This is a genomic window from Caballeronia sp. BR00000012568055, from assembly GCF_029439455.1.
In the GTDB taxonomy this organism is placed as follows: domain Bacteria; phylum Pseudomonadota; class Gammaproteobacteria; order Burkholderiales; family Burkholderiaceae; genus Caballeronia.
The window spans coordinates 1-14,553 of the sequence record NZ_JAQFVG010000316.1 but is presented as its reverse complement, the minus strand read 5'-3'; the positions used below and the strand labels follow the sequence as shown (position 1 = coordinate 14,553).

Below are 14,553 nucleotides of genomic sequence, written 5' to 3'. Positions count from 1 at the left end.
GCATGTCCGCTTTCGTATTCGAAGACCAACGGCTGTACATAGGCGGCGAATATGTCGATGCCACCAGCGGCGAATCCTTCGTCACGCTCGATCCCGCCACCGGCGAGACGCTCGCGCGCGTACAACAGGCGTCGCAGGCGGATATCGACCGCGCGGTGCGTGCGGCGCGCGAAGGTCAGCGCGAATGGGCCGCCATGACCGCGATGCAGCGTTCGCGCATCCTGCGCCGCACGGTGGATTTGCTGCGCGCGCGTAACGATGAACTCGCGGCGCTCGAAACGCGCGACACGGGCAAGCCGATCGCAGAAACGCGCGCGGTGGATATCGTCACGGGCGCGGACGTGATCGAGTATTACGCGGGTCTCGCGACGGCCATCGAAGGCGAGCAGATTCCGCTGCGCGAATCATCGTTCGTTTATACGCGGCGCGAACCGATTGGCGTTTGCGCGGGCATCGGCGCATGGAACTATCCGATTCAGATTGCCTGCTGGAAGCCCGCGCCCGCGCTCGCCGCCGGCAACGCGATGATCTTCAAGCCAAGCGAGATTACGCCGTTGAGCGCATCGAAGCTGGCGGAGATTTATACGGAAGCGGGCGTGCCGGCGGGCGTGTTCAACGTCGTGCAAGGCGACGGACGCGTCGGCGCGATGCTTGCGGAACATGGCGGCATCGAAAAGATCTCGTTCACAGGGGGCGTGGCGACCGGAAAGAAAGTGATGGCGCACGCGGGCAGTTCCACGCTCAAGGAAGTGACGATGGAACTCGGCGGCAAGTCCCCGCTGATCGTTTTCGACGATGCCAACCTCGAACGCGCCGCCGATATCGCCATGAGCGCGAATTTCTTCAGCTCGGGTCAGGTGTGCACGAACGGCACGCGCGTGTTCGTGCAGCGCAGTGTGATCGAGCGGTTCGAGGCGTTGATTGCGGAGCGCGTGAAGCGTGTTCGTGTTGGTCAGCCTGATGATCCATCGACGAATTTCGGGCCGCTTGCGAGCGCAGCGCAGTTGGAAAAAGTGCTGGCGTATATCGAAAGCGGCAAGCGCGAAGGCGCGCGATTGCTCGCGGGCGGTTCGCGTCTCACCGATGGCGCGTTCGCGCGCGGCCAATACGTCGCGCCGACCGTTTTCACCGATTGCCGCGACGATATGCGTATCGTGCGTGAAGAGATTTTCGGGCCGGTGATGAGCATTCTCGCCTTTGATGAAGAAGACGAAGTCATCGCACGCGCAAATGATACGGAGTACGGATTAGCGGCGGGCGTTGTCACGGAGAACTTGTCGCGTGCGCATTGCGTGATTCATCGGCTGGAAGCAGGGATTTGCTGGATCAATACGTGGGGCGAATCGCCTGCGGAAATGCCGGTCGGCGGATATAAGCAGTCGGGCGTCGGGCGCGAGAACGGCATCGTGACGCTGCATGCTTATACGCGCATCAAGTCGGTTCAGGTCGAACTCGGCCCTTATCAGCCAATTTTTTGAGCCCTTGTTTTAAGGAGCTTTTGCGATGAGCACGAACGAATACGATTACATCATCGTCGGTGCGGGATCGGCGGGCAATGTGCTGGCATGCCGTCTGACGGAAGACGAAGACGTGACCGTGCTGCTGCTCGAAGCGGGCGGGCCGGATTATCGCTTCGACTTTCGTACGCAGATGCCAGCGGCGCTCGCCTATCCGCTGCAAGGACGTCGATATAACTGGGCGTATGAAACCGAGCCCGAGCCGCATATGAATGGCCGACGCATGGAGTGCGGGCGCGGAAAGGGACTCGGTGGATCGTCGCTGATCAATGGCATGTGTTATATCCGCGGCAATGCGCTCGATTACGACAACTGGGCATCGATGAAGGGTCTGGAAAACTGGAGTTATCTCGACTGTCTGCCGTATTTCCGGAAGGCGGAGACGCGCGATATCGGACCCAATGCGTATCACGGCGGCGATGGTCCCGTGCATGTGACGACGAGCAAGCCCGGCAACAATCCGCTGTTCGCCGCGATGGTCGAAGCAGGCGTGCAGGCGGGTTATCCGCGTACAGAAGATTTGAACGGCTATCAGCAGGAAGGCTTCGGGCCGATGGATCGTACTGTCACGCCGAAGGGACGTCGGTCGAGCACGGCGCGCGGGTATCTGGATCGGGCGAAGCATCGTGCGGGTTTGACGATCGTGACGCATGCGGTGACGGATCGCGTGTTGTTTTCGGGCAAGCGGGCGATCGGCGTGGCGTATCTGCATAGCGGGCAGCGTGTGACGGCGCATGTGCGACGCGAGGTGCTGGTGTGCAGCGGCGCGATTGCATCGCCTCAGTTGTTGCAGCGGTCGGGCGTGGGGCGTGCTTCGTGGCTAAAGGAGCTGGAGATTCCGGTGGTGCATGATCTGCCGGGCGTAGGTGAGAATTTGCAGGATCACCTTGAAATGTATATGCAGTACGAATGCAAGGAACCGGTGTCGCTTTATCCGGCGTTGCAGTGGTGGAATCAGCCGGCGATCGGGCTTGAGTGGATGATGAATGGCACGGGTATCGGCGCGAGCAATCAGTTCGAAGCGGGCGGCTTTATCCGCACGCGCGATGACGATTTATGGCCGAATATTCAGTACCACTTTCTTCCTGTGGCGATCAACTACAACGGCTCGAATCCGATCAAGATGCACGGGTTTCAGGCGCATGTCGGGTCGATGCGCTCACCATCGCGCGGCCGTGTTCGCTTGAAGTCACGTGATCCGAATGCGCATCCGAGTATTTTGTTTAACTACATGGCGGACGCGCTGGACTGGCGCGAGTTTCGTGACGGGATTCGGATTACGCGGGAAATCATGCGGCAACCGGCGTTGTCGAAGTATCGCGGAAGGGAGTTGCATCCTTCTGAAACGGCTGTTTCCGATGCGGATCTGGATGCGTTTGTGCGGGCGAAGGCCGAGACCGCTTATCACCCTTCGTGCTCATGCAAGATGGGCTATGACGATATGAGCGTCGTCGATGGCGAAGGGCGTGTGCATGGTCTCGACGGCTTGCGCGTTGTCGATGCGTCGATCATGCCGCAGATTACTACTGGGAATTTGAATGCGCCGACGATTATGTTGGCGGAGAAGATTGCGGATCGGATTCGGGGGCGGGAGGCGCTGGTTAGGGTGGAGACGGCTTATTTTGTGGCTAGGGGGAAGAAGGCGCGGGTTAGTCAGGGCGCGGGTGAGTTTGCGACGGTGAGGTGATTCCGTCATTGGTCGCGAGCGCCAATCGCGCTCGCTGCACAACCTCTATTGCGCGTCGCTGCACGTTCGGGTTTGCGTCTTCCGCCACTGCTGCCAGAAATTCAGCGATGGATTCTGCGCTATCCAGGTAATCTGCTGCGTCGAATGTCAAATAGTCAGTCATTGGTTTTCCCTCTTCGAGCATCGCATTCTAAACAAAAAAAGCCGCGCAAGCGCGGCCCCAAAACTCACTCCTTCCAACCCCTTCAAAACACTCTCTCAGATTCAAGCATCAAACCGCGCCCTCGCCGCCATCGCGATTCGCATCACCTCATCCCCACTCAACCGCGCAGCAATAGCATTCACATATTCATGATGCCGCGCCTCCAGCGGCGCATCCAAAAACTGCGCGTGAAGATAGCGAATCAGCGCAATCCGCCGATGCCGCAACGCGATACTCCGTTCAAGCAAGGCCAGCGCCGCATCGGCATCGCGTTGTTTGAACGTGCGCTCGGACAGCAGCGCGGTCGTATCGCGCGAGGCGGTCATCTTGCGACAGCATCGAACGATGAAGAAGCATTCTGCACACGCCAGGCATCGAAATCTGCCCGTCGCCAATCCAACTCCAACGCCAGCCGCTTCGTGCCCTCGCGAATCTTCGGCTTATGCAGCGTCAACGTAATCGCATCCAATGCGGGCCACGTTTCGAACGACAACGCCGCGACCTCGACCGCCAACGTCTCCAGCAACCGCGTATGCGGCTTCGTTTCGAGAAACGCACTCACGCGATTGCACCACGCTTCATAGTCGATCAAACCATCGTCCGATTCGCGCGGCATGCTGCGATAGCGCAGACTCGCATCGATACACACCGGCTGCGGCGCGCGATGCTCGTATTCATACAAGCCCACGCGCGTCTTCACCATCAACTCATCGACGACGATGCGCCAGCCCTGACCGCCTGCTTCGAGCGGCTCGAACGGCTTCATGCGATCAGCGGCGCGGCCGCATCGAGCATGATCTTCACGAAGTAGTCCGCGAACGAACGGCGGATCACGAGTTCGAAGTGATCGCCACCGAGCGGAATCAGCGTGATCGATGCCTTGAAAAAGTGGCTCTGCGCACACTGTCCTTCGCCGAACAGCTTCGGATGCAGATCGAGCGGGCAGCCGCGCGACAGCACTTCACGCGTCTTCGGGCCATCGATATCGAGCACCGTATAGCCGCTGCCGATATCCACCGCTGCCGAGAACTCGCCGACGAATGCTTCGCGCAACTTAGCTTCCAGCGGCGCGGTGCGCGCGGCATCATGCGCGACGTTGCCACGCACGAGCCATTCATCGGGACCGAGCCACAGCATGTCGTAGCCGTTGCCGCGCGCCACCGTGTTCGGCTTTTCAGGCGGCGTACAGCCGATCACGCTCTGCACTGCCGCAACGAAAGCAGGATCACGCGTATCGCCACGCACATTCACCAGTTGCAGGAAAGGACGCTCCGTCAAGCGAAACGCTTTCGGCGCGCCAGTCTGATGCGCCTTCATCAGCGCATCCGCACCGACGAGCGGCGACTCCTGCCACACACCTTGTCCGCTGATCGCGCGATCTACGACCGTAGCGCCTGTTTTGATCTCATTCAACATGCTGACGTGCTCCTTCGCTGTCGTAGAACACCGAACTGGTGATTTTTGCGTTGATGCGCTTGCCGTTTGCAAGCGGAATCATGACCGTTTCGCCGATCTTTTCGAGTCCGCCCTTGACCACGGCCAATGCAATCGAGCGCTTCAAAATAGGGCTGTAATAGCTCGATGTCACGTGACCGAGCATCGGCGCGGTTTCGCCCTGGAACGGGCCTGCTACGATCTGCGCGCCTTCCGGCAACACGACCGATGCATCATCAGTTAGTAGCCCGACAAATTGTTTGCGCCCCTGCTTCGATGTATCCGAACGCGTCAGCGAACGCTTGCCGATAAAGTCCTTCGACTTCGCCACCAGGCCGCCCATGCCGAGATCGTATGGTGTCATCGAACCGTCCGTGTCCTGACCGACGATGATGTAGCCCTTCTCCGCACGCAGCACGTGCATGGTTTCCGTGCCGTACGGCGTGATATCGAATTCCGCGCCCGCTTCCATCAGCGCTTCCCACACCGCGCGTCCGACGTTCGCCGGCACGTTCACTTCGTAGGCGAGTTCGCCGCTGAAGCTGATCCGCATCACACGCGACGATGCACCCGCCACCGTGCCATCGCGATAGCTCATGAACGGGAACGCCGCATTCGCGAAGTCGATGTCGTGGCACACCTTCTGCAAGACCTTGCGGCTGTTCGGGCCGACCACCGCGAATGTCGCCCAATGATCCGTCACCGATGCCATGCGCACGCGCAAATCCGGCCACTCCGTTTGCAGCCAGCGTTCGAGCCACGTCAACACGCGCGCGGCGCCGCCGGTCGTGGTCGTCATCATGTAGTGTTGTTCGCCGAGACGCACGGTCACGCCATCATCGAAAATCATGCCGTTTTCGTCGAGCATCAGACCGTAGCGGCACTTGCCGACTTCGAGCTTGCTCCACGGATTCGTGTAGACCCAGTTCAGGAGCTTGGCCGAATCCGGACCTTGAATATCGATCTTGCCGAGCGTCGAAGCATCGAGAATACCGACGCTCTGACGCACCGCCAGCGATTCACGCGCCACTGCCGCGTGCATGTCTTCGCCCTTCTTCGGGTAGTACCAGGGACGCTTCCAGTTGCCGACATCCTCGAATTCCGCGCCGTTTTCCACGTGCCATTCGTGAATCGCGGTCTTGCGCACCGGATCGAGGAACTCGCCCAGTTCGCGGCCAGCGAAGGTGCCGAACGTGACCGGCGTGTAGTTCGGGCGGAACGTCGTCGTGCCGGTTTCGGGGATCGTCTTGCCCAAAGCCTGCGCGAGAATCGCCATGCCGTTGATGTTGCCGAGCTTGCCCTGATCGGTGCCGAAGCCCATCGCCGTGTAGCGCTTGACGTGTTCAACCGATTCGAAACCTTCGCGCGCCGCCAGATAGATATCCGCCGCAGACACGTCGTTCTGGAAATCGACGAATTGCTTAGGACCCCGTGTGGACATTTCCTTGTTGCCGACGATCCACAGCGGCATCATCGGCGCTTCAACGATCTCGGCAACTTGCACCGCTTCCGGCTTCGCAACGATATAACCCGCCGCGCGCGCCGCATCCGCGCCCGCTTCCACGCCGAAGCGAATGCCGCGCGCCAGCGTGAAATCGCCCGCGCACGCACCGACGCTGCTTTCGGCCTGCATCGCCTTGCCGGGCACGAAGCACGCTTTTTCGTCGTGCCAGTGCGCCTTGCCGCCCGATTGCGCGAACAAGTGGAGCACCGGGCTCCAGCCGCCCGACATCGCGACGAGATCGCATTGCAAATCGGTTTCCTTCGGACCGACTTGTCCCTTTGCATACGCGGCTACTTCCACCGACGCCACGCGCAACTTGCCGCGCGCTGCGGTAATCACGGTGTTGTTCATCACACGGATGCCATGACGGCGTGCAGCCGCAGGCAACGCACCTTTCGATTCAGCGGGACGCGGATCGACCACGGTCACTTCCGCGCCCGCAGTTTTCAGATCGAGCGCGCATTGATACGCGTCGTCGTTATTGACGAACACGACGGCCTGACGGCCCGGCATCACCGCATAGCGATGCAGATATGTCGATACAGCCGACGCCAGCATGATGCCCGGCAGATCATTATTGCCGAACACGATCGGACGCTCGTGCGCGCCGGTCGCGAGAATCACGCGTTTCGCACGCACTTTCCACATCAGTTCGCGCGTGCCCTGACGACGCGAAACGGGCAGATGCTCCGTCAGACGTTGCGTGATCGTGACGAGGTTGTGGTCCTGATAACCGAACGCCGTGCTGCGCGAAAGAATCTTCACGTCAGGCATCTTGCGCAGTTCGGCTTCGACCTTCTGCACCCATTGAATCGCCGGCTTGCCATCTATTTCCGCGCGGCAAGACAGCAGCGAGCCGCCGAGTTCGCGCTGGTCATCGACGAGAATCACGCGTGCGCCTGAAAGACCCGCAGCGTGCGCCGCAGCGAGACCCGACGGCCCGCCGCCGACCACCAGCACGTCGCAATGCGCGAAGCATTTGTCGTAGCGATCGGCATCGAGTTGCTTCGGTGCTTCGCCGAGACCGGCTGCATCGCGAATCACTTCTTCGTACTTCGGCCAGAACTTGCGCGGCCACATGAACGTCTTGTAGTAGAAGCCTGCGGGAATGAATCGCGCGATCTTCTGATTCACCGCCATGCGATCGTTCTCGATGCTGGGCTTTGCGTTCACGCTCGTCGCCACGAGTCCTTGATACAACTCGACTTCTGTAGCACGCGCATTCGGCACCGTATAAGCGCCGGTTTCGAGCTGCACCACGGCATTCGGTTCTTCCACGCCCGCCGTGATGATGCCGCGCGGACGGTGATACTTCCAGCTACGCGCCACGAAGCGCTCGCCATTTGCAAGCAGCGCCGAGGCGAGCGTATCGCCTTCGAAGCCTTGATATGTCTTGCCGTTGAACGTGAAGGTCACGGGAATTGCGCGGTTGATGCGTCCGCCCATGCCGAGTCGGTCTTTCTGGCTCATTTCGACGTGCCTCCGTTGTTAGTGTCCATCACAGCCAGCGGACGCTCGAATGTTTCGTAACCCTGAATTTCGTATGACACCGTATCGCGCTGAGCCTTGAACCAGCGGCGGCAGCCTTGCGCATGGTTCCATTGTTCGCGATGCACACCGCGCGGGTTCTTGCGCATGAAGAGGTAATCGCCCCACTCTTTGTCAGTGAGTTTTTCCGTGTCCAGCGGGCGTGCGATATCCGCTTCGCCGCCGCAGGAGAATTCGGTTTCGGCGCGCGGCCCGCACCAGGGGCATTCGATCAGCAACATGTTTTTAACTCCTCGTGCGATTAGTGGGCCACGGCAGCAGCGCCGTGTTCGTCGATCAGATGACCGGTATAGAAACGATCCAGCGAGAACGCGGCATTCAACGCATGCGGCTCGTCGCGCGCGATGGTATGCGCATACGCCCAGCCCGAACCCGGCGTCGCTTTGAAGCCGCCCGTGCCCCAGCCGCAGTTGAAATACAGGCCCTTTACGTCGGTCTTCGAAATAATCGGGCACGCATCCGGAGAGACATCGACAATGCCGCCCCACTGACGGTTCATCCGCACACGAGAGAACACCGGGAACATTTCGACGATGGCTTCCAGCGTGCCTTCGATAATGTGGAAACTGCCGCGCTGACCGAAGCCCGTGTACTGATCGACACCCGCGCCGATCACCAGATCGCCCTTGTCCGACTGGCTGATGTAAGCGTGCACCGCGTTCGACATCACCACCGTATTCACCACCGGCTTGATCGGCTCCGACACCAATGCCTGCAACGGATGGCTTTCGAGCGGCAGACGCACGCCGGCCATATCGGCGAGCGTCGTCGTATTGCCTGCCGCAACGACTGCAACCTTCTTCGCCTTGATGAAACCCTTGGTCGTATCGACGCCCGTGACCTGATTGCCGTCGCGACGAATGCCCGTCACCTGACAGTTCTGGATGATGTCCACGCCCGCGCGATCCGCGCCGCGCGCAAAGCCCCAGGCCACCGCATCGTGACGCGCCACGCCGCCGCGACGCTGAATCGATGCGCCCAACACCGGATAACGGCTATTGAGGTTGATGGTCGGCTCGATTTCCTTGATCTGCTGCGGCGTGAGGAACTCAGCATCGACACCATTCAGTCGATTCGCATTCACACGACGTTCAGTATCCCGAACATCTTGCAGCGTATGCGCGAGATTCATCACGCCGCGCTGCGAAAACATCACGTTGTAGTTCAGATCTTGCGAAAGGCCTTCCCACAACTTCATCGCCTTTTCGTACAGCGCGGCCGATTCGTCCCACAGATAGTTCGAGCGCACGATGGTCGTATTACGCGCTGTATTGCCGCCGCCGATCCAGCCCTTCTCCAGAATCGCGACATTGGTAATGCCGTGTTCTTTCGCGAGGTAATACGCGGTCGCAAGACCATGGCCGCCGCCGCCGACGATCACCACGTCGTATTCGCGCTTCGGCTCTGGACTTCGCCACTGGCGTTCCCAGTTCTCGTGATACGACATGCCGTTGCGCAACAGGCTGAAGATGGAATAGCGGCTCATGGTGTTTCTCTTCCTTCGCGGGGTTGTGCTTGCAAACAAATCAGCATTCGATGACGTTCACGGCGAGGCCACCCCGCGACGTCTCCTTGTACTTCGTTTTCATATCGGCGCCGGTTTCGCGCATGGTCTTGATGACCGAATCGAGCGATACGTAATGTTGTCCGTCGCCCTTCATCGCCATGCGTGCGGCGTTGATCGCCTTGATCGCGCCCATCGCGTTGCGTTCGATACACGGAATCTGCACAAGTCCGCCGACCGGATCGCAAGTCATGCCGAGGTTGTGTTCCATGCCGATTTCGGCTGCGTTTTCCACTTGCGCGGGCGTGCCGCCCATGACCGCTGCGAGCGCCGCGGCGGCCATCGAACACGCAACGCCGACTTCGCCCTGGCATCCCACTTCCGCGCCCGAAATCGACGCCGTTTCCTTGTAGATGATGCCGATAGCCGCAGCCGTCAAAAGAAAGCGCACGATGCCGTCATCGTTGGAACCGTGCATGAACTTGACGTAGTAGTGCAGCACGGCGGGAATCACGCCCGCTGCGCCGTTCGTCGGTGCCGTCACGACGCGGCCGCCTGCCGCGTTTTCTTCGTTGACGGCCATGGCGTAAAGATTGACCCAGTCGAGCATCGACAAGGGATCGCGCAACGATTCTTCGGACCGCGAACGAAGTGACGCAGAGAGATCGGCTGCCCGACGCTTGACGCGCATCGGGCCGGGCAGTTCGCCGCGTTCCTTGCAGCCGCGTTCGACGCACGCCGCCATCACGCGCCACACCGCGAGCATGCCTTCGCGCACTTCGGCGGCGCCGCGATTGGCGCACTCGTTGACCATCGTCACTTCGGCGATAGACAGACCTGTCTCCTTGCACACGCGCATCAGATCGTCGCCGGTGCGGAACGGATGCGGCACGCTGCCGGCCGCACGCACGCCGTTCACACGATCGCCTTCGCGATTCACCACGAAGCCGCCGCCGACCGAGTAATACTCTTTTTCGACCAGCAACTGGCCGTTGTCATCGAAAGCCTGAAAACGCATGCCGTTCGGATGCACGATGCTCGATCCCGGCGCGCCCGGCATCAGCTTGCGATAGAAGCCGATGTGCTCGCGCTCTTCGAACGCGACTTCGCGCTTGCCCAGCAAGTTCAGACGTTTCGATGCGCGGATTTCTGCCAGACGCGGCGCGATCATGTCCGGATCGATCAGATCGGGCAGATTGCCTTCGAGCCCGAGCAGCACGGCCTTGTCCGTGCCGTGGCCCTTGCCGGTCGCGCCCAGCGAGCCGAACAGCTCGGCGCGCACGCGCGTGACGAAGCCCAGCAAATTGGCGTCTTCGATATGTGACGCGAACCGGCAAGCCGCGATCATCGGCCCGACGGTGTGCGAGCTGGATGGTCCGATGCCGATCTTGAACAGATCGAAAACGCTGACGTTCATGGGCGAGTCCCTTGGGTGCGCGAAGTTTCGGCGCGGTTTCGGTATGGATGCCATTGCACCAAACCGTAAAAAGACTCGATAGAACAAAACCGCCGTCGAAATGGGATGGCGGCGTCAGAACGATTTCTTCGCGTCTCGCCGATAAAGCGTGACGTCGCGCGTATCAAAGCATTTCGTTCCGCGCACGTTTTCGCGCACTTTCGTTGCAATTTCTCGCATTTTTGAGACTGATCCGAGGGGCTTAAAAAGCATGTCTAGGTATATTCCCTGACACTCTCAGACGATCCGAGCCGCTCCACTTCGGGTCACGTTATTCCCCGCTCTCAAGTTGATATCGATGGAATCTCACGCTCTCCCCGACCAGTTCTTCAAATCCTGGGTCTTCGCATTCGTCATCGGCGTCGCGGTAGTCGGCGCGCTGCAGGCAATCGACCTGTTGCCGATCGACAAAGTCCTCACGCGTCAGGCGCCAGTCTGGGCCGCACTCGTTCTGTGCTGCTCGATCGATCCGCTGCTGCGCTATTTCGGCATCTTGAAGGCCGAAATAGCGCAACGCTGGGGCGATTACACCATCGCCAGCATGCTCGGCCGTTCGACCGGCGCGCTCGCCGGTGGCGCGTTCGCGTGGGCCTTCGCGGTTCTCGGCGGCTGATCGCGTTGCACTCAACGAACGCCCGGCGTTATTGCGACGCCGGGCGTTTTCTTTTGTGCGTATCCGTCGCGCGCGAACACGGTGTTATGCTCGCTGCATAACTTTTTGTCGCATTTCACGCGCATGAACCCCGCAGAGTCCCTTCCGCCGCAATCCATCGACGGCCAGTCGAAGTCGCGCATTCGCTTCGGCATCGTGCTGTTGCCGAACTTCACGCTGACCGCGTTTTCCGGCTTCGTCGATCTTCTGCGCCTGTCCGCCGATGAAGGCGATTTCAGCCGTCCCGTGCGCTGTTCGTGGAGCGTGATCGGCGAGACGCTTTCGCCGGTGCGCGCGAGTTGCGGCATTCAGATCACGCCGTGGGAAACCTTCGATCAGGCCGAACCGTTCGATTACGTCGTGGTGGTCGGCGGCCTATTGCACTCGGGCGGCGCCGCCAGCGATGCCACGCTTCAGTTTATCCGCCGCTCCGCCGCCGCAAACGCGACCGTCGTCGGCATGTGCACCGGCGTGTTCTCGCTGATGCGCGCGGGCGTGCTCGATGGGTATCGCATCTGCGTGAGCTGGTTTCATTACTGGGATTTCGTCGAGCGCTTTCCGCAAGTCGATGAACAGGCGCTGGTCGCGGACCGGCTGTTTGTGATCGACCGCCGACGCATTACGTGCTCGGGCGGGCGTGCGTCGATCGATGTGGCGGCGGCCATTCTCTTGCGCCACTTCGAAACGGCGACGGTGCAAAAGGCGCTGCGCATCCTGCTCGTCGATGATATGCAGAAAGGCAATGCACCGCAGCCGCATCCGCCGGGACTTGCGCCCGCGACGCATCCCAAAGTGAAGCGCGCGATTCTGCTGATGGAACAGCACGTCGGCCGCACGCTTTCGCTCGATGAACTCGCGCACAAGCTCGATCTTTCTACGCGTCAGCTGGAGCGCTTGTTCAAAGCGGAGACCGGCAAAGCGCCGCAAGCGTACGCGAAGCAGGTTCGATTGCGCACGGCGGCATGGCTGCTGACAAGTTCGGACAAAACGGTCGCCGATATCGCATCGAGTTGCGGTTTCTCCGATGCCTCGCACCTCGGCCGCGAATTCCGCAAGCAATATGGCGTGCCGCCGATGATGTATCGCGAGCAAGGCGGCGCACGCGAGAACGACGAAGCAAATCAGACCACGCTCGACTACGACGAGATTTTTCCCGGCCGCGCCCAGGCGATTTAAAAGCGTTTTCCGCGGCTCATCAACCAAGGAGGAACGGCATGCAGACTCACGGTTACTCGCAGGAAGAATGGGCAGTGCGATGCGATCTGGCGGCGCTGTATCGCGTGATTGCGCACTTTCGGTGGACGGACATGATCTTCACGCATATCAGCGCGCGCGTGCCGGGTCCGGAGCATCACTTTCTGATCAATCGATACGGCGTGTTGTTCGATGAGATGCGCGCGTCGGATTTGGTGCGTATCGATCAGGACGGGCGGGTGGTTGAACCGGGCGCGGCTGAGCATCCCGAGCGGTATCTGGTCAATCCCGCCGGCTTCACGATTCATTCAGCAATCCATATGGCTCGGCCCGATGTGTTTTGCGTTGTGCATACGCATACGGCAGCGGGCGCGGCGGTATCGGCGCAAAAGAATGGTTTGCTGCCGATCAGTCAGCACGCGCTGAAGTATTACGGGCATCTGGCGTATCACGATTACGAAGGTATTGCGCTGGATCTCGCCGAGCGGGATCGGCTGGTCAATGATCTCGGTCCGCATAACGCGATGATTTTGCGTAATCACGGTTTGCTGAGTTGCGGTAAATCGATACCGGAGGCGTTTCAGGAGATGTATTTTCTGGAGCGCGCTTGCGAGATTCAGCTTCGCGCAATGGCGGGGAATGCGGAACTTGTTTTGCCGCCGCCGAGTGTGTGTGAGGTGACGGCGCAGCAGTATCGGCGCGATGAAGCCGATGGCGTGATGGCGTTGCAATGGCAGTCGGCGTTGAGGATGATTGAGGGAACAGGGAGAGAGGATTATCGGAGCTAGAAGTTCATGAAGCTCGTTGCCGGTAGTCGCGAAATTTGCGTTTATCCGGCAGCGAGTCAATCACGTTTTACAAAAAGCCATCCACGGAACATTCGAAGGCCGTTTATGTGAAGCCCTTGGCAATCCACTACCAAGGACTTCTCAATGCCGATCCGTTGCGCGTTCGAATTGAATAGAAAAGAATCTTCGAGGCTTATTTGCCACGGCTACGGCACGGTGGAGGCGTTCTCAGGGCAGAAGCAGAGGGCGAGACAGTTGTATATCCAGCCGAATTCGAGTTGCTGCAACGCTTCGTCAGACGTTCACGTCAATCGCTTCCATTACCAGGTACTGTCATGACGGCCTACGGTACGGTTTAAGTGAGATGAAATCAAGGCATATGGCGAAGGCTACGCGCGCGTTTTTGGATGGATATGTCCATCCGCTTTGTCTTGTCTGGTTTCGGTAATGATTATCCCGCGCCCGAGGATATTATCGATGTCAGCATTCTCGGCACATTACTCGCGTGCTGGATCGCAGGCGCGGTGTTCATGATCGTAGCGGTGCGGACGCTATCCGCACCGCTCAGGAATTTATCAATTACTCGCCGCCACATACGCCTTAACCGCCGCCAGCCCATCCTTCCCATCAAACGTCTTCACGCCCGCCAGCCACTTGTCCAGCACTGCCGGATTCTGCTTCAGCCACGCGCGCGCCGCCTTGTTTGCGTCTTCCTTGTTCATGATCGGCAGCATCACGTGATTCTCGATATCCGTCGTGAATTGCAGATTCGACACCAGCTTCGCGACATTGGGGCAGCGCGTGTCGTAGTCCGTCGGCGTCACAGTAAGCACTTTCGCTTCGCCATAATTCGGACCAAAAACGTCATCGCCGCCGCTGAGATAATCGATCTTCATCTGCACGTTCATCGGATGCGGTTCCCAGCCTAAAAATACAATCGGCTTCTTCTCGCGAATCGCGCGATTTACTTCGATCAACATGCCCGCTTCGCTCGATTCGACCAGTTTGAACTTGCCCAACCCGTACTGATTCGTGTCGATCATCTTCTTGATAAGCGCATTGCCATC

The 14,553-nt window shown here is 59.7% G+C and carries 14 protein-coding genes; 5 read left to right on the top strand and 9 right to left on the bottom strand.

The window, feature by feature from the left end; translation table 11 throughout:
• Positions 1–2: 2 nt before the first annotated feature.
• Together betB and betA are read left to right on the top strand one after the other, a co-directional pair.
• Entirely contained in the window at positions 3–1,478 is a 1,476-nt protein-coding gene (betB, locus tag P7F28_RS25055) for a betaine-aldehyde dehydrogenase (RefSeq protein ID WP_277187470.1), read from the top strand.
• 25 nt (positions 1,479–1,503) lie between these two features.
• Positions 1,504–3,204 carry a choline dehydrogenase gene (gene betA / locus P7F28_RS25050; protein ID WP_277187469.1) on the top strand — a complete coding sequence of 567 codons (1,701 nt, stop codon included), beginning with the start codon at positions 1,504–1,506 and terminating at the stop codon, positions 3,202–3,204.
• Here betA and P7F28_RS33910 read toward each other — a convergent pair.
• The 8 genes from P7F28_RS33910 to P7F28_RS25015 form a co-directional block, all read right to left on the bottom strand.
• A complete protein-coding gene (locus P7F28_RS33910) occupies positions 3,167–3,367 on the bottom strand; it encodes a hypothetical protein (protein WP_368860376.1) in 201 nt (66 codons plus the stop codon). The genes betA and P7F28_RS33910 overlap by 38 nt on opposite strands.
• Before the next feature lie 101 nt (positions 3,368–3,468).
• The gene (locus P7F28_RS25045; protein WP_277187468.1) at positions 3,469–3,732 is read right to left on the bottom strand and encodes a hypothetical protein; all 264 of its coding nucleotides are present in this window, start codon (positions 3,730–3,732) and stop codon (positions 3,469–3,471) included.
• Positions 3,729–4,172: a dihydroneopterin aldolase gene (locus P7F28_RS25040; RefSeq protein ID WP_277187467.1), complete on the bottom strand. Its 444-nt coding sequence runs from the start codon at positions 4,170–4,172 to the stop codon at positions 3,729–3,731. The genes P7F28_RS25045 and P7F28_RS25040 overlap by 4 nt, the downstream gene beginning before the upstream one ends.
• Positions 4,169–4,822 carry a sarcosine oxidase subunit gamma gene (locus P7F28_RS25035; RefSeq protein ID WP_277187466.1) on the bottom strand — a complete coding sequence of 218 codons (654 nt, stop codon included), beginning with the start codon at positions 4,820–4,822 and terminating at the stop codon, positions 4,169–4,171. Before P7F28_RS25035 ends, P7F28_RS25040 begins: the two co-directional genes overlap by 4 nt.
• Positions 4,812–7,814 (bottom strand): sarcosine oxidase subunit alpha family protein, encoded by a 3,003-nt coding sequence (locus P7F28_RS25030; protein WP_277187465.1) that lies wholly within the window; start codon positions 7,812–7,814, stop codon positions 4,812–4,814. Before P7F28_RS25030 ends, P7F28_RS25035 begins: the two co-directional genes overlap by 11 nt.
• On the bottom strand, positions 7,811–8,113 hold the full coding sequence (locus P7F28_RS25025; protein ID WP_277187464.1) for a sarcosine oxidase subunit delta: 303 nt from the start codon (positions 8,111–8,113) through the stop codon (positions 7,811–7,813). The genes P7F28_RS25030 and P7F28_RS25025 overlap by 4 nt, the downstream gene beginning before the upstream one ends.
• Before the next feature lie 20 nt (positions 8,114–8,133).
• Positions 8,134–9,378: a sarcosine oxidase subunit beta family protein gene (locus P7F28_RS25020; protein WP_277187463.1), complete on the bottom strand. Its 1,245-nt coding sequence runs from the start codon at positions 9,376–9,378 to the stop codon at positions 8,134–8,136.
• A gap of 40 nt (positions 9,379–9,418) precedes the next feature.
• Positions 9,419–10,813 carry an L-serine ammonia-lyase gene (locus P7F28_RS25015; RefSeq protein WP_277187462.1) on the bottom strand — a complete coding sequence of 465 codons (1,395 nt, stop codon included), beginning with the start codon at positions 10,811–10,813 and terminating at the stop codon, positions 9,419–9,421.
• A gap of 337 nt (positions 10,814–11,150) precedes the next feature.
• On the opposite strand from P7F28_RS25015, the gene P7F28_RS25010 reads away from it, so the two are divergent.
• The 3 genes from P7F28_RS25010 to P7F28_RS25000 all read left to right on the top strand — a co-directional run bounded on the left by P7F28_RS25010 (position 11,151) and on the right by P7F28_RS25000 (position 13,486).
• Positions 11,151–11,465 carry a hypothetical protein gene (locus tag P7F28_RS25010; RefSeq protein ID WP_277187461.1) on the top strand — a complete coding sequence of 105 codons (315 nt, stop codon included), beginning with the start codon at positions 11,151–11,153 and terminating at the stop codon, positions 11,463–11,465.
• 123 nt (positions 11,466–11,588) lie between these two features.
• Positions 11,589–12,680: a GlxA family transcriptional regulator gene (locus P7F28_RS25005; protein ID WP_277187460.1), complete on the top strand. Its 1,092-nt coding sequence runs from the start codon at positions 11,589–11,591 to the stop codon at positions 12,678–12,680.
• Between the two features lie 38 nt (positions 12,681–12,718).
• Positions 12,719–13,486 (top strand): class II aldolase/adducin family protein, encoded by a 768-nt coding sequence (locus tag P7F28_RS25000; protein WP_277187459.1) that lies wholly within the window; start codon positions 12,719–12,721, stop codon positions 13,484–13,486.
• A 575-nt stretch (positions 13,487–14,061) separates the two neighbouring features.
• Here P7F28_RS25000 and P7F28_RS24995 read toward each other — a convergent pair.
• Positions 14,062–14,553: glycine betaine ABC transporter substrate-binding protein (locus tag P7F28_RS24995; protein ID WP_277187458.1), on the bottom strand; the 492-nt coding region annotated here is incomplete at its 5' end.

Bases quoted from the DNA above. Each gene is read 5' to 3' on its own strand.
- betB (WP_277187470.1), top strand. From the start codon at position 3: ATGTCCGCTTTCGTATTCGAAGACCAACGGCTGTACATAGGCGGCGAA.
- betA (WP_277187469.1), top strand. From the start codon at position 1,504: ATGAGCACGAACGAATACGATTACATCATCGTCGGTGCGGGATCGGCG.
- P7F28_RS33910 (WP_368860376.1), bottom strand. From the start codon at position 3,367: ATGACTGACTATTTGACATTCGACGCAGCAGATTACCTGGATAGCGCA.
- P7F28_RS25045 (WP_277187468.1), bottom strand. From the start codon at position 3,732: ATGACCGCCTCGCGCGATACGACCGCGCTGCTGTCCGAGCGCACGTTC.
- P7F28_RS25040 (WP_277187467.1), bottom strand. From the start codon at position 4,172: ATGAAGCCGTTCGAGCCGCTCGAAGCAGGCGGTCAGGGCTGGCGCATC.
- P7F28_RS25035 (WP_277187466.1), bottom strand. From the start codon at position 4,822: ATGTTGAATGAGATCAAAACAGGCGCTACGGTCGTAGATCGCGCGATC.
- P7F28_RS25030 (WP_277187465.1), bottom strand. From the start codon at position 7,814: ATGAGCCAGAAAGACCGACTCGGCATGGGCGGACGCATCAACCGCGCA.
- P7F28_RS25025 (WP_277187464.1), bottom strand. From the start codon at position 8,113: ATGTTGCTGATCGAATGCCCCTGGTGCGGGCCGCGCGCCGAAACCGAA.
- P7F28_RS25020 (WP_277187463.1), bottom strand. From the start codon at position 9,378: ATGAGCCGCTATTCCATCTTCAGCCTGTTGCGCAACGGCATGTCGTAT.
- P7F28_RS25015 (WP_277187462.1), bottom strand. From the start codon at position 10,813: ATGAACGTCAGCGTTTTCGATCTGTTCAAGATCGGCATCGGACCATCC.
- P7F28_RS25010 (WP_277187461.1), top strand. From the start codon at position 11,151: ATGGAATCTCACGCTCTCCCCGACCAGTTCTTCAAATCCTGGGTCTTC.
- P7F28_RS25005 (WP_277187460.1), top strand. From the start codon at position 11,589: ATGAACCCCGCAGAGTCCCTTCCGCCGCAATCCATCGACGGCCAGTCG.
- P7F28_RS25000 (WP_277187459.1), top strand. From the start codon at position 12,719: ATGCAGACTCACGGTTACTCGCAGGAAGAATGGGCAGTGCGATGCGAT.